This window comes from Niveispirillum sp. (genome assembly GCF_017996735.1).
Lineage (GTDB): Bacteria > Pseudomonadota > Alphaproteobacteria > Azospirillales > Azospirillaceae > Niveispirillum.
Genome location: NZ_JAGOGJ010000088.1, coordinates 1 through 21,560 on the forward strand (window position 1 = coordinate 1; position 21,560 = coordinate 21,560).

The 21,560-nt window shown below is 67.7% G+C and carries 16 protein-coding genes; 8 read left to right on the forward strand and 8 right to left on the reverse strand.

Going from position 1 to position 21,560, the window contains the following annotated elements:
• Positions 1 to 11: 11 nt before the first annotated feature.
• A complete protein-coding gene (locus KBA48_RS22550) occupies positions 12 to 1,211 on the reverse strand; it encodes a Xaa-Pro peptidase family protein (RefSeq protein ID WP_292910619.1) in 1,200 nt (399 codons plus the stop codon).
• 217 nt (positions 1,212 to 1,428) lie between these two features.
• On the opposite strand from KBA48_RS22550, the gene KBA48_RS22555 reads away from it, so the two are divergent.
• The 4 genes from KBA48_RS22555 (at position 1,429) to KBA48_RS22570 (ending at position 5,746) form a co-directional block, all read left to right on the forward strand.
• On the forward strand, positions 1,429 to 2,664 hold the full coding sequence (locus KBA48_RS22555; protein WP_292910620.1) for an FAD-binding oxidoreductase: 1,236 nt from the start codon (positions 1,429 to 1,431) through the stop codon (positions 2,662 to 2,664).
• A gap of 70 nt (positions 2,665 to 2,734) precedes the next feature.
• The gene (locus KBA48_RS22560; RefSeq protein ID WP_292910621.1) at positions 2,735 to 3,136 is read left to right on the forward strand and encodes a hypothetical protein; all 402 of its coding nucleotides are present in this window, start codon (positions 2,735 to 2,737) and stop codon (positions 3,134 to 3,136) included.
• 276 nt (positions 3,137 to 3,412) lie between these two features.
• The gene (locus tag KBA48_RS22565; protein ID WP_292910622.1) at positions 3,413 to 4,612 is read left to right on the forward strand and encodes an OpgC family protein; all 1,200 of its coding nucleotides are present in this window, start codon (positions 3,413 to 3,415) and stop codon (positions 4,610 to 4,612) included.
• A gap of 33 nt (positions 4,613 to 4,645) precedes the next feature.
• Positions 4,646 to 5,746, forward strand: coding sequence for a 2OG-Fe(II) oxygenase (locus tag KBA48_RS22570; RefSeq protein ID WP_292910623.1), 1,101 nt, complete (start codon positions 4,646 to 4,648; stop codon positions 5,744 to 5,746).
• On the opposite strand, the gene KBA48_RS22575 is transcribed toward KBA48_RS22570, so the two are convergent.
• The 5 genes from KBA48_RS22575 to bioB all read right to left on the reverse strand — a co-directional run bounded on the left by KBA48_RS22575 (position 5,716) and on the right by bioB (position 10,757).
• Positions 5,716 to 6,471 carry a methyltransferase gene (locus KBA48_RS22575; RefSeq protein ID WP_292910624.1) on the reverse strand — a complete coding sequence of 252 codons (756 nt, stop codon included), beginning with the start codon at positions 6,469 to 6,471 and terminating at the stop codon, positions 5,716 to 5,718. The two genes, KBA48_RS22570 and KBA48_RS22575, sit on opposite strands and share 31 nt — an antisense overlap.
• On the reverse strand, positions 6,465 to 6,971 hold the full coding sequence (locus KBA48_RS22580) for an alpha/beta fold hydrolase (protein WP_292910625.1): 507 nt from the start codon (positions 6,969 to 6,971) through the stop codon (positions 6,465 to 6,467). Before KBA48_RS22580 ends, KBA48_RS22575 begins: the two co-directional genes overlap by 7 nt.
• Before the next feature lie 311 nt (positions 6,972 to 7,282).
• A complete protein-coding gene (locus KBA48_RS22585) occupies positions 7,283 to 8,473 on the reverse strand; it encodes an 8-amino-7-oxononanoate synthase (protein WP_292910626.1) in 1,191 nt (396 codons plus the stop codon).
• Entirely contained in the window at positions 8,470 to 9,747 is a 1,278-nt protein-coding gene (locus KBA48_RS22590) for an adenosylmethionine--8-amino-7-oxononanoate transaminase (protein WP_292910627.1), read from the reverse strand. Before KBA48_RS22590 ends, KBA48_RS22585 begins: the two co-directional genes overlap by 4 nt.
• Positions 9,744 to 10,757: a biotin synthase BioB gene (gene bioB / locus KBA48_RS22595; protein WP_292910628.1), complete on the reverse strand. Its 1,014-nt coding sequence runs from the start codon at positions 10,755 to 10,757 to the stop codon at positions 9,744 to 9,746. Before bioB ends, KBA48_RS22590 begins: the two co-directional genes overlap by 4 nt.
• 416 nt (positions 10,758 to 11,173) lie before the next feature.
• Here bioB and bioD point away from each other — a divergent pair, with 416 nt between their 5' ends.
• The 3 genes from bioD (at position 11,174) to KBA48_RS22610 (ending at position 16,643) form a co-directional block, all read left to right on the forward strand.
• Positions 11,174 to 11,854, forward strand: coding sequence for a dethiobiotin synthase (bioD, locus tag KBA48_RS22600; protein WP_292910629.1), 681 nt, complete (start codon positions 11,174 to 11,176; stop codon positions 11,852 to 11,854).
• A 107-nt stretch (positions 11,855 to 11,961) separates the two neighbouring features.
• The gene (locus KBA48_RS22605) at positions 11,962 to 15,720 is read left to right on the forward strand and encodes a PAS domain S-box protein (protein WP_292910630.1); all 3,759 of its coding nucleotides are present in this window, start codon (positions 11,962 to 11,964) and stop codon (positions 15,718 to 15,720) included.
• Complete coding sequence (locus tag KBA48_RS22610) at positions 15,717 to 16,643, forward strand: diguanylate cyclase (protein WP_292910631.1); 927 nt, start codon at positions 15,717 to 15,719, stop codon at positions 16,641 to 16,643. The genes KBA48_RS22605 and KBA48_RS22610 overlap by 4 nt, the downstream gene beginning before the upstream one ends.
• Before the next feature lie 128 nt (positions 16,644 to 16,771).
• Here the strand turns inward: KBA48_RS22610 and KBA48_RS22615 are convergent, their stop codons facing one another.
• Both KBA48_RS22615 and nosP read right to left on the reverse strand, forming a co-directional pair.
• Entirely contained in the window at positions 16,772 to 19,021 is a 2,250-nt protein-coding gene (locus KBA48_RS22615; protein WP_292910632.1) for a PAS domain-containing hybrid sensor histidine kinase/response regulator, read from the reverse strand.
• The gene (nosP, locus tag KBA48_RS22620; protein ID WP_292910633.1) at positions 19,018 to 20,166 is read right to left on the reverse strand and encodes a nitric oxide-sensing protein NosP; all 1,149 of its coding nucleotides are present in this window, start codon (positions 20,164 to 20,166) and stop codon (positions 19,018 to 19,020) included. Before nosP ends, KBA48_RS22615 begins: the two co-directional genes overlap by 4 nt.
• A 209-nt stretch (positions 20,167 to 20,375) precedes the next feature.
• On the opposite strand from nosP, the gene KBA48_RS22625 reads away from it, so the two are divergent.
• Positions 20,376 to 21,554 (forward strand): ABC transporter substrate-binding protein, encoded by a 1,179-nt coding sequence (locus KBA48_RS22625; RefSeq protein WP_292910634.1) that lies wholly within the window; start codon positions 20,376 to 20,378, stop codon positions 21,552 to 21,554.
• Positions 21,555 to 21,560 lie beyond the last annotated feature (6 nt).

Consider the following 21,560-nt stretch of genomic DNA (forward strand, 5'->3'; position numbering starts at 1 on the left):
CCCCGGCCCCCTCACCCAAACGGCCGCTCAATCGACACAGACGGCTCAGTAAACCACGCCGCCCCATCCTGCGTGATGTACATGTGATCCTCCAGCCGCACGCCGAACGTGTCGGGGATCACAATCATCGGCTCGTTGGAAAAGCACATGCCGGGCGCCAGCACGGTTTTGTCGCCGCGCACCAGATAGGGGCCTTCATGGATCTGCAAGCCGATGCCGTGGCCGGTGCGGTGGGGAAGGCCGGGGAGTTTGTAATCGGGGCCGAGGCCATAGCGTTCCAGCACGACGCGGGCGGCATCATCGACGCTTTCGCAGGTGCGGCCGGGGCGGGCGGCGGCGAAGGCGGCTTCCTGGGCCTCATGCTCGATGGCCCAGATGCGGCGATGCTCCGCCGTGGGCTCACCATAGACATAGGTGCGGGTGATGTCGGAATGGTAGCCCTCCACCTGACAGCCCGTATCGATCAGGACGATATCGCCCTCGGCCAGTTCCTGATCACCGGGAAGCCCGTGGGGGAAGGCGGTGGCGCGGCCGAACTGTACCGCGCAAAAGGTGGAGCCATTGTCCGACCCCACGGCGCGGTGCGCCTGATCGATGAAACGCTTCACGTCGCTGGCGCGGATGCCGGGGCGCAGGATGGCGGCGGCGCGGCGGTGGATGTCCAGCGTCTTGCCCTTGGCATAGGATAGCAGCGCCAGTTCGGCATCGGACTTGCGGCCCCGGCAGCCATCGACGATAGGGCTGGCATCCACCACCTTCAGGGTGGGGGCCGCCTCGCGCAGGCGGGCGTAGAGGACAAAGGGGGCGGCGGGGTCCAGCGCCAGGGTCTCATACCCTGCGACGGCGCTGGCCAGCAAGTCGGCCGGGTTCTCGTCCTCCTCCCACAACAGGATGTCGGCATCAATGGCCAGCGCTTCCTTCAGGGAGCCCAGCTCAAAGGCGGGGCAGATCATGGCGGGCCGGCGGCCCTTGCGCAACAGCAGCGCCACCAGCCGTTCCGTGGCCCCCCAGGCCACACCGGTGAAATAGCGCAGGCTGGCGCCCGCCCCGATCAGCAGCGTGCCGGCCCGCATCTCCGCCATCAGGCGGGCGGCCTGTTCCAGGCGCGCAACATGGTCGGCCGGCCGGATGGCGGGCGGGCGGGTCTGGCCATGGTCGATGGCGGAAAGGGCCGCCAGTTCCGCCGCCGCCGTGGAACCCCCGATGCTCATAGATATCTCCATATTCCGTTCCCGCAGTCACCGCCCGAGCATCTCCCGTATCGGGAGACGCTCACGCAGCGAAGAGGGCGGCATGTCCAGTGCCGCCCCTTGGTGGGCGAAAGCATAATGGGGAAAGGGCGGCTTAAACAGCCTGTCCGATAAGCTCGATCCCGCCTTGCGCCATGGATCGTATACCGTATATTCGGCGTCAGCGGAAGGGGAGCAGATGATGAACGGGGTCCTGGTGGTGGGTGGCGGGGTGCTGGGCTTCTGCTCGGCGCTGGCGCTGCAGGATCGCGGTCTGACCGTGACGCTGCTGGATGAGGGGGCGGCGGTAAAGCCCGCCTCCTGGGGCAATGCCGGGCATATCGCGGTGGAACAGGTGGAACCGCTGGCCAGCCCGGCCAGCCTGCGCGCCGTGCCGGGTCGGTTGCTGGCGCGGGATGATGCGCTGTCATTGCCGTTGCGCGATATCCGCCACTGGCTGCCCTTCGGCCTGCGTCTGGCCCTGGCATCGCGGCCGGACCGGTTCCGCGCGGGCAAGGCGGCACTGAAAGCATTGGTGGCCGAGGCCATGCCGGCCTGGGAAGCGCTGGTTTCCGGGCTGGGGCGGCCCGACCTGCTGATCCGCGACGGGCATTACGTGATCTGGGATACGGGCGACAGTGCGGCGCGCGGCCTGGCCCGGCTGGAAAGGGGCGACCATGGCACGGCGCGGTATCGGCCGCTGACAGCGGGGGAGGGGGCGGACCTGGCCCGCCTGCTGGGCCGGGTGCCGGCGGGGGCCGTGCGGTTCCTGGGCAGCGGGCATATTGCCGGGCATGACCGGCTGTTCGATGCCCTGCGCGGCCGGTTCCTGGAACGGGGCGGCGTTATGCTGCACGGGCGTGCCGTCGGCTTGCCGCTGGCCGGCGGCCGCGCGCGGGTGGTGGTGGAAAGCGGGGCCGAACTGGCGCCCGACATGGTGGTCATGGCCGCCGGCGTGGCCAGCCGACCGCTGATGGAGGGGTTGGGCCACACGGTGCCGATGATCGCGGAGCGGGGATATCATCTGCACACCCATCCCGGTGACTGGCCCGCCGACCTGCCGCCGCTGGTGTTCGAAGACCGGGCCCTGATCGTCACACGGTTCCGTGACTATCTGCGGGCCTCCAGCTTCGTGGAGTTCAGCCATCCCGACAGCCCGCCCGATCGCATGAAATGGGAAAGGCTGCGCGGCCGCATCCGCTCCCTGGACCTGCCCTTCGCCCTGCCGGGGGCGGAATGGGTGGGGTGCCGCCCGACCCTGCCCGACTATCTGCCCGCCATCGGCCGCTCGGCCCGTGCGCCCAACCTGCTCTATGCCTTCGGGCACCAGCATCTGGGCCTGACGCTGGGTCCCGTCACGGGCCGGATCGTGGCGGACATGGCGGTGGGGCAGGGCAGGGGACCGGCCCCGTTCGACCTGTCGCGGTTCGGGTAATAGGGTCTGAGTAGCGGAGGCCCCGGAAACCTAGGTAAGGTAGAGGCAGCACAGATTAGAGGACTTTGTTATGGCCCTATCGGGATTGGTCGAAGAGGAAAACGTAGAGGCGGTCCTGGGGGCCAAGATTGAAGAGGGATCTGCCAGAATAGTTTATGCCTATGATGGGGAAAATTCTCTTGTAATAAAAAAGGGGAAGTATCCACCGTACATATCAAATTTCACTGAGTGGATTATTTGGTCACAAATTGCTGAAACCGAAAGAGCGGCAATTTTCGGTGCGTGCTACGCGCTAAGCAGAACAGGGCTTTATCTGATCATGGAGCGGCTGGACTCCCTGCAAGACACAGACGCCATGATAGGAGCACCCGTATGGACCACGGACTCAAAACGCAGTGCGCAAGGACGAAACGCCGCAAACATTATTAAGATTCGAGATTACGGCACGGTGGCGCTCAGCAGAGTTCTATGAACTATACCCTCAATCAGGCTGACCTAAAGGAGCAGGGACCCTGAAGGTGAGATATTGATACGCTTTCCGCGTCTCAATAGGGTTCTATTAAGCGCTCCAAGACAGCGTACGAAACCGGTGTGAACCCTATCGAGACACGCTGAGAGCTCGTATAGGTTTCCGGTTTCGCTGCTACTTGGCACTCGGCAGCAGGGTCGCGCCACAGCCCGCTGAAACATTCCGCATAAAAAAATCAAAAGGGCGGGATGAAGGGTTGGGGACAGGCGTTTACCTGCCATGACCCGCATCGCGCCGCGCCCCTCCACCGATATGTCCAGCCAGATCCGCCCCGCGCGCGATCCGCGCATCGACCTGTTCCGGGGGGCGGCGCTGCTGGCCATCTTCATCAACCATATACCCGGCAATCCCGCCCGGTTCCTGACCTGGGCCTGGCTGGGTTTTTCCGATGCGGCCGAACTGTTCATGCTGCTGGCCGGGCTGTCGATGGCCCTTGGCTATTGGGGGTATCAGGCGCGGCATGGCTGGCCGCGCATGGCGATGCGGCTGGCGGGCCGGTCATTCCGGCTCTACCGCTCCTATCTGCTGCTGGCGCTGGCGCTGTCGGCCAGCGGGGCGGCGGCGTTCGCCGTCACGGGGGACCGGTCCATCCTCTGGCATCTGGGCATAGAACCGTTGCTGGAAAATACCGTCGCGGCGCTGCCGGCCCTGTTCGCGCTGCAATATCTGCCCGGCTATGCCGACATCCTGGCCACCTATGTTCCGCTGATGCTGGTCAGCACGCTGCTGCTGCCCCTGGCGGCGCGCGGGCTGTGGCTGGTGCTGGTGCCGTCGGGCCTGGTCTGGGGCTGGGTGCAACTGACGGGGGCCAACCTGTCGGCCGGGTTCGATGGCGAACGCTGGATGTTCAATCCGCTGGCCTGGCAGTTCCTGTTCTGCATCGGCCTGTGCATCGGCGTCGGCGTCAAACGCGGACTGGCCTGGCCACAATCCCCCCTTCTGGACGGGGCGGCGATCGCCTGGGTCCTGATCGGGCTTCTGGTGCTGGAACCCTGGCGGCAGCTTGGCTTCGGCACCCCGCTGCCCGCGGCCCTGACCATGCCGCAGGGGGCCAAGGATGCGCTCGGCTGGCAAAGGCTGCTGCATATCCTGGCGCTGGCGCATCTGGTGGTGCGGTTCCTGCCGGCGACAGCACCGGTTCTGCATAGCGGCTGGCTGACGCCGTTGCGGCTGGCGGGGCGGCACCCGTTGCCCGTCTTCGCCCTGGGCGCCGTTCTCAGTTTTGCGGGCCACCTTGCCCTGACGGCATGGCCCGATCCCACCTGGGCGCGCGTCGCCCTGATCAATACCGGCGGCCTTACTGCCCTGCTGCTCCTCGCTGCCCTGCTGGAGTGGCTGGCCGCCGGTATGCCACGGCCCGACATGCCCCTTCGCGGGCCGTGGCACCTTTTCACCCCCCGCGTGCAGACGCGGGATTGACCCTCCGCCTCCCGTCAACCCTGTTCGAAGATCATGGACCTGACCCTGTCACAGCAACCCCGCCCCGGCATCGGTGAATTGGCGCCCTGGTTCAACACGCGTTGTGGCGAGATCCAGCAGTTCCATTTGTCCAGCCTGGGCGGGCGGCACGTGATCCTGTGTTTCCCCGGCATCGACAAGGCGGCGGGCACCACCGCGATGGCGATGCTGGCGGAATGGGTCAAGGGCGTGCATGACCGGCATTGCATCGGGTTCGGCGTGATGCAGCCCGACGACGCGGTGGCAAGTCAGGCGCTGTGGCCGCATCTGCGCGTCTTCCAGGAAATGCCGGGGATGGCCATCACCCGCGCCTATGGCATCGGCGCGGAGGGGGGCTGGGTCGTCATCGATACGCTGATGCGGATCATGATGCGGGCGCCCCTGTCGGCGGGGGCGGAACTGCTGGCCCGGGTGCGGCGATTGCCGCTGGCCGGGCTGGCCGGTCCCGCCGATGCACCGGCCCCCGTCCTGGTCCTGCCGGGCGTGTTCGAACCGGAATTCTGCCAGCATCTGATCGCGCTGTATCAGGCCGATGGCGGCGAGGATTCCGGCTATATGCGCGAACAGAACGGTAAGACGGTCGGTGTCATCGACCATAATTTCAAACGCCGCCGCGACATGCTGATCACCGATCCCGATGTGATGGCGCAGGCCCGCATCCGCATGGAACAGAGGCTGCTGCCCATGCTGACCCGGGCGCTGCAATTCACGGCGACACGCATGGAACGCTATATCGTGGCCTGCTATGACGCGCAGGAGCGGGGCTTTTTCCGGGCCCATCGCGACAATACCACGCGCGGCACCGCCCACCGCCGCTTTGCCATCACCATCAATCTGAACGCCGAAGAGTTCGAGGGCGGGGAACTGTGTTTCCCGGAATTCGGCCCCCGCACCTATCGGGCACCGACGGGCGGGGCCGTCGCCTTCTCCTGTTCGCTGCTGCATGAGGCACGGCCGGTGACCAAAGGCGTGCGCTACGCCTTCCTGCCCTTTCTCTATGACGAGGAGGGGGCGAAGGTGCGGGCGGCCAATCTGGGCTTCCTGGCCGATCCGCAGAATCGCGGCTACAATGCCAGCAGCCAGCGCACATCATAGGTGATGTCGACCGGCCGGGTCGCCTCCAGCAGGCGCATGGCCCGGCGCAGGGTGACGGGCGCCACGCGGCCCGGCGCATAATCCGCCCCGATCCCGCGAAGGGAATGCAGGAAATGGCGGGCATCGGCATGGTGTTCGATGAAATCCTGCCGTTCCACCCGCCCGCCGGCACCCAGCCAGTGCGACAGGGTGTCCCCGTCCGGATAGGCTGGACCCGCCCCCGGCGCCCCGGCGGCGGCCAGTGCCGCCCGCCATTGTGCGAACGTATCCACGCCCAGCGTGGCGACCAGCAGCACCCCGCCCGGTGCCAGCAGCCGGCGCCAGGCCGACAGCGCGCCCGCCGCATCGGGAAACCATTGCAGCGCCAGGCTGGAACAGATCAGGTCGAAGGGACCGGTGACGGCAGGCGCCTCCCCATCCATGGCCGCCACGGTCAGGCGCGGATCCTGCGACAGGCGGCGGCGGCAGGCCGACACCATGGACGGCGCGATGTCGGTCGCCAGCCAGGAACCCACACGCGGCAACCGGGCCAGCGACACGGCCGTCAGCAGCCCCGTGCCGCAGCCGATTTCCAGCGCCCGCGCACCATCGCACAGGGGCAGGGCGGTCAGCCGGTCGGCCAGGGCCGTGGCGATGCGCGCCTGGACGCGGGCCGACGCGTCATAACGCCCCGCGGCGGCGGCAAAGCGCCCGGCCACGACCCGCTTGTCCACCCCCGTCAGCATCGCGCCGCCAGGGCCAGGATATGATCGGCGCACAATGCCGGATGCGTGACCGGCAGGCCATGCCCCGCCCCCGCCACCATCACCGGATCGGGGAAACATTCGGCCGAATGGGCCGCCGGCACGATGGCATCGGCATCGCCGCACAGGGCCAGATGGGGGCTGGCAAAATCTCCGAATGCCCGCCGCGCGTCGATGGCGCCCAGCAGGTCCAGACCCTGGGCCAGGGTGTCGGCATTATACGGACCCGCAGGCAGCGGCAGGCCGGCACGGGCATGGAAATCCGCCAGCACGGCAGCGGGGTCGGCCAGCAGCCGGCGGCGCATGGTGGCCAGCACACGGCCAGGGGTGCCGGCGGGGAAATCGGCGGCGCTACTGAACCGGGTGAAGCCGTTGATGGCGACGAAGCCGGCCAGGGCCGGGCCATGGGAAAGCAGCCAGGCCGCCCCCAGGGAATGGCCGACGCCGATGATGGGCCGCCTTTCGGCGATGCCAACCCTCACCCTCCCATCGCTACCGCGATGGGCCCCTCCCTCTCCCGCAAGCGGGCGAGGGGCGATATCAGAGGCCGTGCAAAGTTCCGCCCCTCGCCCACGCAGTGGGAGAGGGAGGGGCCCAAGCCCGTCAGGGCTTGGGAGGGTGAGGGCGCCAGACCCGTCAGCCAATGGCAGGGCGACGGCACCAGGCTCCCCGCCACCCATCACCACCATATCCCCCGCTGCCACCCCCCGCGCCATCAACGCCGCACACACCCCGTCCCACAGGCGGGGTGTGCCGGCCCAGCCATGCACGAACAGGAACAGGGGACGGGACATCAGGGCAATCCCATGCCCGGCGGCGGCAGACAGGACAGGACGGTCAGCAACTGCCCGGCCGTATGGTCGTCCAGCGCCGCCGACAGCGACAGGCGCAGCCGCGCCGTACCGGCGGGCACCGTCGGCGGGCGGATGGCGACGGCCAGGAAGCCCGCCATCTCCACTATCTGCTGCAGGCCGAGTGCCGCCTGTTCCGTGCCGGCGATGACGGGGATGATCTGGGTGCTGCTGGCGCCCGTGTCATAGCCGATACCCTGCACCGCCATGCGCACCGCATCGCCCATGCTGGCCAGCCGCATGCGTTCCATATCCAGCGACGGGATCACATCCAGCGCCGCATCCAGCGCCCCCAGCACCGCCGGCGGCGGGGCCGTGGTGTAAAGGAACCCGGCGCAACGGTTGGTCAGGTAATCGATCAGCAGGCGCGATCCCGCGACATAGGCGCCAAAGCCGCCGAACGCCTTGCCCAACGTGCCCATGGTTACGGCCACCCGGCCCGGCAGCTCCGCCGCCAGCCCGCGCCCCTCCGGCCCCAGAACGCCGATGGCATGCGCCTCGTCCAGATAGATTGGCGCGCCATAACGGTCGGCCAGATCGGCGATGGCGGCAATGTCGGCGCGGTCGCCATCCATGCTGAACACCGATTCCGTCACCACCAGGCGCGGGCCGGACCCGTCCTTCAACAGATCTTCCAGATGGTTCAGGTCATTATGCCGGAACCGCTTGGCCTTCACCCCCTGTGTGAAGGCGCCGTTCAGGATGCTGGCATGGGACAGCCGGTCGACCAGCAATTCCGTCTCCGCCCCCAGCAGTTCGGCCAGGGCCGGCAACAGGGTGGCATTGGCCTGGAACCCGGTGCCGAACAGCAGCGCCGCCTCGGTACCCAGGAAGGCGGCCAGCTTTTCCTCCACCTCGCGATGGGCGGTCAGGGTGCCGCAGACCAGACGCGAGGCGCCGCTGCCGGCCCCGAACCGGGCCACATATTCGGCGGCGCGGTCGATGATGCCGGGGTCCTGGGCCAGACCCAGATAATCGTTCGACGCCACATCGACCAGTACATTGCCATCGGGCAGGCGCAGGCGGATGCCGTCGCGATCATAGGCGCGCAAGGTCCGGCGGCGGCCGGAAAGCTCCAGCGCGTCTAGCGCCTGGGCCGCCAGCATATCCAGCCAGCCGGCGGCGCCGCTCATGGATGACCCCGTTCAAGAACGCGGGCGATGGCCCCCGTCAGACGCATCACATCCCCCTCTGTCGCCGTGAAGGCCGGCGTTAGGTAGAGAATATCGCGGAATGGCCGGATCCACACCCCCTCGGCCACCAAAAGTCGTTTCAGGGCCCGCAAATCCCTGATCCTATCCATTTGCACCACGCCGATGGCGCCCAGAACCCGCACATCCGTGACGCCGGGCAGGCCCCGGCAGGGCTCCAGCCCCGTGGACAGCCAGCCGGCGATGGAAGCCACCTGCGCCATACGGTCGTGTGATTCGAACAGATCGATCGAGGCATTGGCGACGGCACAGGCCAGCGCATTGCCCATATAGGTCGGCCCATGCATCAGGGCCGCCATCGGATCGTCGGACCAGAAGGCATCGAAAACACGGGCGCTGGCAACGGTGGCCGACAGGGGCAGGGTGCCGCCGGTCAGCGCCTTGGACAGGGTCACGATATCGGGCACCACGCCGGCCGCCTGACAGGCGAACAGGGTCCCCGTCCGGCCAAAGCCCGTGAAAATCTCGTCAAAGATCAACAGGATGCCATAGCGGTCGGCCAGGGTCCGCAGGGTGCGAAGGACCGACGCGTCATGGAAGACCATGCCGCCCGCCCCCTGGACCAGCGGTTCCACCAGGATGGCCGCGATCTGCCCCGCATGACGGTCCAGAAACGTTTCCAGCGCCGCCAGGCTTTCCGCGTCACGCGGCAGCGGCTGCACGAAATGGTCCGGCAGCAGCCCGGTGAACAGGGAATGCATCCCTTCCTCGGGGTCGCAGACGGCCATGGTGGCGATGGTGTCGCCGTGATAGCCGCCGGTGAAGGACAGAAGCTTTGTCCGCCCCCGTTCCCCTTTGTTCAGCCAGTACTGGATCGCCATCTTCATGGCGACCTCCACGGCCACCGACCCGCTTTCGGCGAAGAATACCCGCTCCAGATCGCCGGGCAGCAGGGCGGCCAGCCGCGTGGCCAACCGCAGGGCCGGCTCATGGCTCAGGCCGCCGAACATCACATGCGGCAGGCGCGCCGCCTGCTGTTCCAGGGCCGCGCGCAGATGCGGGTGGTTATAGCCGTGGCAGGCCGTCCACCAGCTTGCGATCCCATCGATCAGCACGCGCCCGTCGGCCAGATGGATGCGCGTGCCCTCCGTCGCCACCACGGGCAGGGGCGGATCGGCATGCTTCATCTGGCTGTAGGGCAGCCAGACATGCCGCATCCCGTCCGTCAGCCAGCCGGGCGCCGCCGCTCCGGTCATTCGCAGGCGTCCGCTTCCACCTCGACCTGCATCGACCGCAGGCCCAGCTTCTGGAACAGCTTCACGTCGCGTTGCTGCGCCGGGTTCGGCGTGGTCAGCAGCCGTTCGCCATAGAAGATGGAATTGGCGCCGGCGGCGAAGCAAAGGGCCTGCATCTCATCCGTCATGTCCTCGCGCCCCGCCGACAGGCGGACGACGCTGGCCGGCATGGTGATGCGGGCAACGGCGATGGTGCGCACGAATTCGATGGGGTCGACCTGATCGGCCTGATCCAGCGGCGTGCCCTCCACCTTGACCAGCAGGTTGATCGGCACGCTGTCCGGATGCTGGGGCAGGGTGGCCAGCGTGCGGATCAGGCTGGCGCGATCCTCGCGCCCCTCGCCCAGACCCATGATGCCGCCGCAGCAGACATTGATGCCGGCGCTGCGCACCGCGTCCAGCGTGTCCAGCCGGTCCTGATAGGAACGGGTGGTGATGACGTTGCCGTAATGCTCCGGCGAGGTGTCCAGATTGTGGTTGTAATAATCCAGACCCGCTTCCTTCAGCTTCTGGGCCTGATCGGGGCGCAGCATGCCCAGCGTGACGCAGGTCTCCATGCCCATGGCCTTCACGCCTTCCACCATGGCGCAGACCGTGTCCAGGTCACGATCCTTGGGCGACCGCCAGGCGGCCCCCATGCAGAAGCGCGAGGCGCCCTGCTCCTTGGCGGCCCGCGCCTCGGCCAGCACCTTTTCCACCTGCATCAGCTTGGATGCCTTCAGGCCCGTGTCGAACTGCGCCGATTGCGGGCAGTAGTTGCAATCTTCCGGGCAACCGCCGGTCTTGATCGACAGCAGGGTGGAAATCTGCACCTCGTTCGGGTCGAAGAACTGCCGGTGCAACGTCTGCGCCCGGTACAGCAGATCCATGAAGGGCAGGTTGAACAGGGCCTCCACCTCGGCCTGGCTCCAATCATTGCGGATCGGATTACCGGCCAGGGCGGCGTGCGGGGCGGTGGCGGCGATGCTCATCTCTCATCCCTTCAACAGGAAAAGCGGGTTCCGGCTAGTGGTATAAAACCTGTTACACGACCCTGTCAGGACCCAAATGCAGGACAGCCGTCCCCGTCGCGCATGGGGGGGTTGAGGGAAAGGGGGGTAGCGCGGCTGAGGTTGACGCCACATGCGGCGCCACCTCTTCAGAATCTGAGGCCATGCCTGCATTGAAGCAATGCCGTCCCTTTGCTCGCTCCTTCGTGAAAGCCCCCGCCCGTCAGGGCCGTGGATGGTTTGAACCAACGGCCGGTGAAAAGTTGGTATGTTGCTGTTCTCAAACAATAATCATTAAACCCGGAAGGGAATACAAGTTGGTTCGGACGTCGACGCTTGTCTGAACGGACATTGCTGGCCTATCAAAACAGGCCCAGCCCACGATGGACCCCTCCACCATGCCCGCCCATTTTGTCACCGCCACCGGCACCGATATCGGCAAGACCTTTGTCAGCGCCTGTCTGTTGCGGCACTGGCGGGGGGCGGGGCTGGTGCCTGATGCGTTCAAGCCGCTGGTCAGCGGCATTGATCCCGATGATCCGGCGGGCAGCGATCCCGCCGCCCTGATCGAGGCCATGGGCCTGGATCTGACGGCCGATACGCTCGACCGCGTCTCCCCCTGGCGTTTTGCCGCACCGCTGGCCCCCAACATGGCGGCGCGCAAGGAGGGGCGGCTGGTGCCCTATACGGCCATGCTGTCGGCCTGCCGCCGCCGCGTGGCCGAGACGAAAGGCCCCCTGCTGGTGGAGGGGGTGGGCGGTGTCATGGCGCCGGTGGATGACGGGTGCACGGTCCTGGACTGGATGGCGGAACTGGGGCTGCCGGTGATCCTGGTGGCCGGCACCTATCTGGGCACGATCAGCCATATCCTGACGGCGCACGCCGTTCTGCGGGCACGCGGGCTGCGTGTGGCGGCCCTTGTCCTGTCGCAAACACCGGGCGGGACGGTGCCGCCGGACGATACGGTGGCGGCCCTGGCCCCGTTCCTGGACGGTCTGCCGGTCCTGACCCTGCCGCGCCTGCCGGCGGGGTGCTTCGACCATCCCGCCATTGCGGAACTTGCAACACTTCTGGGGTAACCCCTACCCGCCTGGATATCTATCCTTGCTGCAAGGAAAAGCGACAACTGGCATACAGAAGAATGAGTTTACGGCGGCCCTGTCCGCCGTGCCCAAGGGGTGCCGTCTTGCAGATTTCCTACCTCACCAGAGAGGGCGGACCGCGTCCGCGCATCATCCTGCTGCTGACGGCGGCGTTGATGCTGCTGGTGCTGGCCACCGCGTTCGTCGCCGGCAACGAGCAGCGCGCCCGCTATCAGGCGGAAATGGATGTGCGGCTGCGCACCGTGCTGTTGCAGCGCGTCGGGATCCTGTCCCGCACGCTGGAGGATCTGCGGGTGCAGTTGCGCTTCCTGTCGCAGACGCCGCCCGTGCCGGGTCTGGTGCGGGCCGATGCCGATGGCGGTTTCGACGCGCGGGAAAAGACCGCGGCCGCCTTGTGGCAGCGGCGGCTGGAATCGATCTTCGCGGGCTTTTCGCTGTCCCGGCCCGGGGTGGAGCGGCTGGCCCTGCTGTCGGTGCGGCAGGCCGCGCCCATCGTGGCCGTGGAAAGCCAGGAAGGCCAGACCCGCACCACGGGCCCTGAAGAGGCAAAACACCCGGACCTGGACCTGCTGGCGCTTCTGGCCAAGCGGACGGTGGATGACGTGCTGGTCGCCGACCTGGATCTGGCCCGCGATCCGGACGGGCGCATCACCGACCCGGCGCGTCCGCTGCTGCGGCTGGGCCTGTCGGTACCGGCGACCGACGGCAGCCGTTTCGGCGCGGTGACCCTGGCCGTGGATGCAAGGGGCCTGATGGCCGATCTGGTCAGCGATATCAATCCCATCTTTGATGTCTATCTGCTGGATGCGCAGGATAATTTCCTGCTGCATCCCGACCCGTCGCACGGTTTCGGCGTGGCCAAGGGCCATCCCCGCCGCTGGGAAGAGGAATTTCAGCCCCTGGAGGACGGCGTGCGCCGGGATGTCGGCGCCGCGACCTTCCAGACCGCCAACGGGCTCATGCATGTGATGCGTCAGCGCGTGCCCCTGGACCGCGGCGACCCCGGCCGGTTCCTGACCATCGCCATTACCGTTCCCGACCGGGTGATCGCCGGCAGCGCCGATAATGTGCGGCTGTGGGTGGCGGGGCTGGGCCTGCCGCTGACGGGGCTGGTGGCCCTGCTGCTGGTCCTGGGCCGGCTGGCGCAGCGCCGCAACCGGGAGATCATGTCCCGCGACGCCTGGCTGGGCGCCATTGTCGACGGGGCCAGCGACGCCATCATCGGCCTGTCCCATGATGGCCGCGTCACAAGCTGGAACGCGGCGGCCGCGCGGATGTTCGGCCGTGACGCGGGCGACGCCATTGGCGGGAAGACCGCAGCCCTGATCGTGCCACCGGGCCTGGAAATCCAGGAGGAGGAGTTGCTGGGCCGCGTGGCGCGGGGGGAGACGGTGGCCAACCTGCGCACCCGGCGCCAGCATCGCGACGGCCGCACCATCGACGTGTCGATCACGGCCACGCCCGTGCGCGGCAGCGACGGGACGACCGGGGCGGCCCTGATCATCCGCGACATCACCGAACAGGTGGCGGCCGAGGCGGGCATCCGCGACCTGAACAGCCGGCTGGAACGGCAGGTGCGCGACCGGACCATGGAGATCGAGGCGCTGGCCGCCCTGCGCAATGCCATCCTGCACTGCGCCGGGTCCGCCATCATCACCTGTGACCGGTCGGGTACCATCACCCTGTTCAACCCGACGGCCGAAACCATGCTGGGCTATGCCCCGCAGGAGGTGGTGGGCAAGGCCACGCCCGCCCTGTTCCACGACCCCGCCGAACTGGGCGCGCGGGGCGAGGCCATCCAGGCCGATGGCGACCATGCGCTGCTGTCGGCCATGGATGTGCTGGCGGCCGGGGCGCGGGATGGCGGCATCGACACGCGGGAATGGAGCTATCTGCGCAAGGATGGCAGCCGGCTGCCCGTGCTGCTGGCCGTCACGACGCTGCAGGAAAAGGGCGGCGGCATCGCGGGTTACCTGATCATCGCCACCGACATTTCGTCCCAGGTGCGCGACGCCGCCCGCCTGCGCGACGCGCTGGCCGGGGCGGAGGCGTCCAGCCGGGCCAAGTCCGCCTTCCTGGCCAATATGGGACACGAAATCCGCACGCCGCTGAACGGCATCATCGGGTCGGCGCATCTGGTGCTGGCCGATCCGCTGAGCGACAGCCAGCGTACCCATGTCGACAGTATCCGCCGGTCGGCCAGCGCCCTGCTGGCCATCATCAACGACGTGCTGGATTATTCGCGCATCGATGCCGGGCTGCTGGTGCTGGAACCCGCGCCCTTCCGGCTGGCCGATCCGGTGGGGGCCGTGGCCGATCTGTTCGGGCCTGTGCTGCGCACAAGGCAGGTGGATCTGGACATTACCATCGACCCGTCGCTGCCCGACTGGGTACTGGGCGATGCGGGGCGGGTACGGCAGATCCTGGACAATCTGGTCGGCAATGCCGTGAAATTCACCCCCGCCGGCACCATTGCCATCGCCCTGCGCCGCACCGGCGCCCGGCCCGACGGGTCGGTGGAGATGTCGGTCACGGTCAGCGATACCGGCATCGGCATGCCGCCGGAACAGGTGGCCCGCCTGTTCCAGCCCTTCACCCTGGGTGACGACAGCCACCGGCGCCGGCATGGCGGCACGGGCCTGGGCTTGGCCCTGACCCACCGGCTGGTACAGATGATGGACGGCACGATCCACGCCGAAAGCAACCAGGGACGGGGCAGCCGCTTCATCATCGACCTGTGCCTGACGCCCGTCGATCCGCCCGCCAGCGCCAGCGGACCGGTCCCGCCCGCCACGGTTGCCAGCCCGTTCGACGACATGTCGGGGCTGGACGGCGCCCGCATCCTGGTGGTGGAGGATAATGAGCTGAACCGCTTCGTCGCCAAGGGGTTCCTGGACCGGGCCGGCGCCGTCACCAGCATCGCCGTGAACGGGGCCGAGGCCGTGGCCGCCGTGGAGCGGGAGACGTTCGATCTTGTCCTGATGGATTTGCAGATGCCCGTGATGGACGGGCTGGAGGCCACGCGCGCCATCCGCGACCTGCCGGCCGGCCGTGACCTGCCCATCCTGGCCCTGACGGCGGCGGGGCATGAACAGGATCTGCAATCCTGCATGGATGCGGGCATGGACGATCATATCGACAAGCCCTTCGTGCCGGCCCTGTTCCTGTCCACGCTGCGCCGTTGGCTGTCGACGGGCCTGATGACGGTCCCGCCCACGCCCGTATCGCCGCCGCCCGTGCTGGCCCGGCCCGACCCCATCCCCGGCATCGACATGGAACAGGCCATGGGCCGCGTGCTGGGCAACCGCGCACTGCTGGAAACCATCCTGGACCAGTTCGTGGCGCGGTTCGACGGGCTGGGCGCCCGCCTGTCGGCCCGGCTGGCGGAGGGGCAGGCGGACATGGCCGTGCGCAAGCTGCATGAACTGCGCGGGGCGGCCGGCAATATTTCCGCCCTGTCCGTTGCCGAACAGGCAACCGCCCTGGAACGTGCCCTGCGCGCCGATCCCGCCGGCAACCATGCCGCCGCCCTGACGACCCTGGATGCCGCGCTGACCATGCTGGTGGCGGGCATCCGTGCCCGGTCCCGGCCGCATCCGGCCGATACCGTCCCTGTCACCCCGCCGCCCGCGACCGCGCCGACAGCGGCGCCGCCCGATCTGGAGGATCTGCGCGCCACCCTGCGTACACGCCGGCTGACAGCGCTGGATGCGCTGGCGGACCGAAAGGATGACTTGACCCGACGGCTGGGGACAGACAAGTTCCGGGAACTTTCCGGTCTGGTGGAGGCGTTGCGCTTTGACGAGGCGCTGGCGTTTCTGGAGGTGGAGTTTCCCGTTTGATACTTGGCCTGCCCTTCGTCCATGATTCCGCAGATGCCCGCATCCTGATCGTCGATGACGATGTGGGCACCATCCGCCTTCTGGCGCAGGTGGTGCGTGACCTGGGGGATGTGCGCTTCGCGACGGGCGGGGCCGATGCCCTGGTCGCCGCGCGGGCTGAACTGCCCGATCTGGTGCTGCTGGACGCGGAAATGGAAGGCATGGACGGGTTCCAGACCTGCGCCGCCCTGCGGGTGCTGCCGGGAATGGAAGCGGTGCCCATCCTGTTCATCACCTCCCATCGCGGGGTCGACGTGGAGATCAGGGCCCTGGCCGCCGGGGCCGTGGATTTCATCACCAAGCCCTTCCATCCGCATATTGTGGAGGCGCGGGTGCGCACGCATCTGGCGCTGAAACAGCGGACCGATGCGCTGTTGCGCCTTGCCACGCTGGACGGTCTGACCGGCATCGCCAACCGCCGCGCCTTTGACGGGGCGCTGCTGCACGAAACACAGCGCCTGGCCCAGGGCGGGACGGGTTCCTTGTCGCTGGTCCTGGTCGATGTCGACCATTTCAAGCGCTTCAATGATTTCTACGGACATCAGGCGGGCGATGACTGCCTGCGCGCCGTGGCCGCTGCCTTGTCCGGCGGCCTGCGCCGCAACGGAGAGGTCGCGGCCCGCTTCGGGGGAGAGGAATTCGCCATCCTGCTGCCGGGCCACGACCGGTCCGCCGCCCTGATCGCCGCCGAACGGCTGCGCCGCGCCGTGACCGGCCTGTCCCTGCCGCATGCCGCCCGCCCCGACGGCGACCTTGTCACCATCAGCGCCGGTGCCGCCACCCTGACCGAACCGGGCGAAGGCACCGCCCTGATCGCCGCCGCCGATCAGGCGCTTTATCGCGCCAAGGCCAACGGCCGCAACCGGGTGGTGATGGCGGCATAGGGGACGCGGCTCCCCTCACCCTCACCCTCCCAAGCCCTGAGAGGCTTGGGCCCCTCCCTCTCCCGCCAAGCGGGAGAGGGAGGGGCCCGCCGCGAAGCGGTGGGAGGGTGAGGGAACAACGCCCCCGCTCACCCCATCAACTGCGTCACCAGCGCCCTCAACTGCGCCGGTTTGACCGGTTTGGTCAGCAGGGCATAGCCGTCGCGCTGTACCCGTTCATGCACATCGGCCGTCCGGTTGGCGGTGATCACCATGGCGGGGATATCATGGCCGCGCGCCTGGATGATGCGGGCGATGGCGTCCACCCCCAGCGCTCCATTTTCCAGATGGTAATCGGCGATGATCACGTCGGGCCAGCCGCCAAGGGCGGGCAGGGCGTCCATGGCGCTGTCGGCACAGGGCGCCACCTGCACCTGACAGCCCCAGCCGCGCAGCAGGGCGCCCATCCCGTCCAGAATGGCCTGTTCATTGTCGATGACCAGCAGGCGGGCCCCCGTCAGGGGGCTGGCCGGAATGCTGCTGCGGGCGGGTGTCGGTGTGGCCGGGCGTTTCTTGCTGCCCAGCGGCACGGTGACGGTGAAGGCCGATCCCTTGCCCACCACCGACCGCAGGGTGATGGGCGTGTTCAGCATGCGGCCCGCCCGCTGCACGATGGCCAGACCCAGGCCCATGCCCCGGTCGCGACCGGCCGGACGGTCGCCCTCCAGCCGGCGGAATTCCTCGAATACCGCGTCCAGCTTGTCCGCCGGGATGCCGGGACCGGTGTCCAGCACCTCGATCCGCACCCCATCGGCCACCCGCCGGCACCCGACCAGTACCCGGCCCGTGCGGGTGTAGCGCAGGGCGTTGGAGACGAAATTCTGCAGGATACGGCGCAGCAGCCGCATGTCGGTATGCACGATGGCCCGGCAGGGCAGGACCCGCAGGTCCAGCCCGCGTTCCTTGGCCACCGGCGCATATTCCGCCTGCATGGAGGACAGCAGCATGGCCAGCGGGAAATCATCCAGTTGCGGCTGCACCACGCCTGCATCCAGCTTGGAGATATCCAGCAGCGCTTCCAGCAGGTCTTCCACCGACAACAGCGCCGCATCGGTCTTTTCCACCAGCACGCGGGTGCCGGTCTCGTGCTCCCCCTCCGTCAGGGCCGACACGAACAGGCGGGCGGCGTTCAGAGGCTGCAGCAAATCATGGCTAGCGGCGGCCAGGAACTTGGTCTTGGACAGGTTGGCCTGTTCCGCGGCGGTTTTCGCCTCGCGCAGCTTGGCCTCGATCTGCTGGCGCTCCGTGATTTCCTGCTTCAGGGCGGCGGTGCGTTCGGCGACGCGGCGTTCCAGCCCCTCATTCGCCTCGCGCAGGTCTTCGGCTGCGCGGCGGCGTTCCGTCACGTCCTGGATCAGGGAGAAGAAACCCAGCACCAGACCGTCGGGGGCAAAATGCGGGACATAGGTGGCCTGGGAATAGCGTTTGCCGGACCGTGTATCAAATTCCAGGTCGAACTGCGTTTCCTGGCCGGCCATGACGGTGCCGATATGCGGGCGGCGGCGGCTATATTCCTCCTCCCCCAGCAATTCGCGCATGGTCGATCCCACGATCTCGTGCCGGGGACGGCGGAACATCTCGCCATAGCGGCGGTTCACGAAACGGTAGATCTCGTCCGCATCGACATAGGCGATCAGGGCCGGCATGGCATCGGTGATCAGGCGGATACGTTCCTGCCCGTCGCGGGCGTCGCGTTCCTTGACATCGGTGATGTCGGTATAGATGCCGACAATGCCGCCATCGCGGGTGCGCCGTTCATTGATCTGGATCCAGCGCCCGTCGGCCAGGGCATGGACATGGGTGCCATCGGCGCCCGCATGCTGTGCCACCCGTTCGCGGACCCAGCGGTCGGGACCGGCGGCGTCGGACACGACCGACCCGCGCGACACCGCCATCCGTGCGATCTCGCCAAAGCTGATGCCCGGCCGGATCTGGTCGGCAATGGCGGGCCAGAGCGACAGATAGGTCTGGTTGCACAGGACCAGCCGGTCATCGGCATCGAACAGGGCAAACCCCTCATTCACGCTTTCGATGGCCTCGGCCAGCCGTGTCTGCGCCGTTTCCGCCGCTTCCTTGGCGCGCGCCAGTTCCCCGTTGGACGCTTCCAGCTCGCGCAGGGTTTCTTCCACCTGCTGGGTGCGTTCGCGCACCCGGCTTTCCAGCACGATGGCCGTCTGGAACAGGGAGAAGGCGCTGCCATGATAATCCATGGACCGTTCGACCCGGTCCATCAGCGCCTTGTTGATGCGGCGAAGCTTCCAGTTTTCCCGCTCCAGCAGTGCGATACGCTCCTGCTCCGGCGTGGGCAGATCATTGGCGGGGTCGGGCAGGGCACTCATCGCGCACCTATGGCCAGACCCGTGAAGGTCTGGTTCACATGCATGGCGTTATATTGTTCGCCATAGGTGCAGAAGCCCACGACATTCTGGCTGGCCAGCACCTTGGACGCCGCCTGTTTAAGCTGCTTCTGCTCCAGCTCCAGCGAGCGGAAAACACAGTCGAAGCCCAGGATCAGGTCGGGCTTGCCGATCTCCGCCGTCAACCCGTCGAACAGTTCCTGCAGATTACGCACGATATCCACGCCTGTCGCCACCGTCAGCACGATGCCCTCATCAATGGCGCAGAAGAAGGTCAGGCTTTCATCCTCGTTCACCTTCTGGATGGAACGCACATAATATTCCCCGCCCACCCGCACCACCACCGGGTAGGAGGCGAAGATCATGGGCGTCAGCGGCTCGCCCTCCAGCCCCACCATGCGGGCATATTCGCGGGCCGCCGGCTCGGCATTGATCTCCGTCACGATGCGGCGGGTGGGGTCGGCCTGGGTGACCACCATCTTCTGGTCGGTATGAACAAAATGCTGGTTGCGGAACACCTTGAAGGGCCGCGTCGTCGTCAGGATCAGCAGCACGCCGGCATCGACACGGAACTCCCCGTCATGCAGCACATGCGTGGCCTCGAACCGCATGTCATCGCCCGCCGACCCGCCGATCAGCGGCAGGCCGCCCAACGCGTCATGCAGGGCGCTGATGATCAGTTCCTCCTTCACGCACAGGCCATCGACCAGGAACAGGGCCACATGGCGGGCGTCCGGCCCCATTTCGATGGCGGTATCCTCCGCCTCGGCCAGAAGCTCGCGCACCTTGGGCTTGGCATCCCCGATCTCAAACCGGCTGACATGGTCGAAGCGCGCGACGGTCGCCGCGAAATCCCCCTTAGGGAAGGCCACCGCCGTGATCGAGCCATCCATATATCCCAGCGGCGTCAGCTCCCCCGACGTCGTGCAGCCCACGGCCGGCACACCGGGAAACCGGGCGCGCAGCGACGCCGCCACGGCGGGCAGGTCATAGTGGGAGGAGCAGAACAGCACGATCAGCGCCGGATCGGCCGCCGCCAGGCTGCTGTGAAGCTCGTCGATGGCCGCCGCCGGGTCCGCCAGATATGTGCAGGCCCGAACCAGCGACCGGGATGGAATTGGCGGCATGGCGCCCCTGGGCCTCGGCTCTGTCTGTCCCGGCGACGGGCCGGGGCATGGACCAGCGATGGTACGGCGGGCGAAGGGTTCTTGCCAAGCCGCCGTATCCGGTCAAGGGCTTAGACGATAGTGCAATGTTGCACGCGCCCGCACGGGCCTATGCGATGAAGGCACGATCCGCGTCCATGACCCGTGCATGACAAGGGGGGTGATGATCCATGCTGCGCGCCCTGTCGCTTGCCCTGGCCCTGTGCTGTGCGTCGCCGGTGCTGGCCGCCGACCCCGCCGCCAAACCGGCCGCCATGGCCGCCGTCACGCGCCTGTCCATCGGCTTCATCGGCACCGACGATCCGCCCGCCACGCCCCTGTCCTTCCTGGACCCCGTCATCCGCGACGGGGCGCTGATGGGCGCGCGCCTGGGCATTCAGGATGGCAATGTCACGGGCCGCTTCCTGAAACAGGAATTCGCGTTGAAGGAGGGGCGGGAAGGGGATGTAACCGCCCTGCTGGATGCCGGTGTGCGCTTCATCATCGCCGACCTGCCGGCCGATGCGCTGCTGCGCGTGGCGGACAAGGCGGCGGCGAAGGGGGCGATGGTGATCAATGTGCGGGCACGCGACGATGGGCTGCGCAACGCCCAGTGCCGCGCCAACCTGCTGCACACCATTCCCAGCCGGCGCATGCTGGCCGATGCGCTGGGACAGTATCTGGTCACGCGGCGCTGGACCAACTGGTTCCTGGTCACGGGGTCCGGGCCGGGCGACAGGCCCTATGCCGACGCCATCCGCCGCACCGCCAGACGGCTGGGGGCGAAGATCGTGGAGGAGAAGGACTGGACCTTCGATGTGGGCCATGCCCGCACCGATGACGGCTTCACCAATGAACGCGACGTGGTGTCCACCTTCACGCGCGGGGCCGATCATGATGTGCTGATCGTGGCGGACGAAGACGGGGCGTTCGGCGATTTCCTGTCCTACCGCACGGCCCGCCCGCGCCCCGTGGCCGGCACGGCGGAACTGACGCCCACCGCCTGGTCACGGGTGTTCGAACAATGGGGCGGGACACAGTTGCAGAACCGGTTCCAGGCGCTGGCCGGCCGGGTGATGACCGAACGCGACTATGCCGCCTGGACGGCGGTGCGCGCCGTGACGGAGGCAGCGGGCAAGGCCAGGGGCGCCGATGTGGCGGCAACGCTGAAGGACCCCGGCTTCACCCTGGCCGCCTTCAAGGGCCAGGCGCTGAGCTTCCGCCCCTGGGACGGACAATTGCGCCAGCCGGTGCTGATCACCTCTCCCCGACTGCTGGTCTCCGTCTCCCCGCAGGACGGTTTCCTGCATCAGCGCACGGTGCTGGACAGCCTGGGCGATGACGAGGGGGAGAGCCTGTGCCGGCGCTAGGGGCGG

What these genes read in the sequence shown, in the direction of transcription:
- KBA48_RS22550 (WP_292910619.1), bottom strand. Translation starts at nt 1,211, where the DNA reads ATGAGCATCGGGGGTTCCACGGCGGCGGCGGAACTGGCGGCCCTTTCC.
- KBA48_RS22555 (WP_292910620.1), top strand. Translation starts at nt 1,429, where the DNA reads ATGATGAACGGGGTCCTGGTGGTGGGTGGCGGGGTGCTGGGCTTCTGC.
- KBA48_RS22560 (WP_292910621.1), top strand. Translation starts at nt 2,735, where the DNA reads ATGGCCCTATCGGGATTGGTCGAAGAGGAAAACGTAGAGGCGGTCCTG.
- KBA48_RS22565 (WP_292910622.1), top strand. Translation starts at nt 3,413, where the DNA reads ATGACCCGCATCGCGCCGCGCCCCTCCACCGATATGTCCAGCCAGATC.
- KBA48_RS22570 (WP_292910623.1), top strand. Translation starts at nt 4,646, where the DNA reads ATGGACCTGACCCTGTCACAGCAACCCCGCCCCGGCATCGGTGAATTG.
- KBA48_RS22575 (WP_292910624.1), bottom strand. Translation starts at nt 6,471, where the DNA reads ATGCTGACGGGGGTGGACAAGCGGGTCGTGGCCGGGCGCTTTGCCGCC.
- KBA48_RS22585 (WP_292910626.1), bottom strand. Translation starts at nt 8,473, where the DNA reads ATGAGCGGCGCCGCCGGCTGGCTGGATATGCTGGCGGCCCAGGCGCTA.
- KBA48_RS22590 (WP_292910627.1), bottom strand. Translation starts at nt 9,747, where the DNA reads ATGACCGGAGCGGCGGCGCCCGGCTGGCTGACGGACGGGATGCGGCAT.
- bioB (WP_292910628.1), bottom strand. Translation starts at nt 10,757, where the DNA reads ATGAGCATCGCCGCCACCGCCCCGCACGCCGCCCTGGCCGGTAATCCG.
- bioD (WP_292910629.1), top strand. Translation starts at nt 11,174, where the DNA reads ATGCCCGCCCATTTTGTCACCGCCACCGGCACCGATATCGGCAAGACC.
- KBA48_RS22615 (WP_292910632.1), bottom strand. Translation starts at nt 19,021, where the DNA reads ATGAGTGCCCTGCCCGACCCCGCCAATGATCTGCCCACGCCGGAGCAG.
- nosP (WP_292910633.1), bottom strand. Translation starts at nt 20,166, where the DNA reads ATGCCGCCAATTCCATCCCGGTCGCTGGTTCGGGCCTGCACATATCTG.
- KBA48_RS22625 (WP_292910634.1), top strand. Translation starts at nt 20,376, where the DNA reads ATGCTGCGCGCCCTGTCGCTTGCCCTGGCCCTGTGCTGTGCGTCGCCG.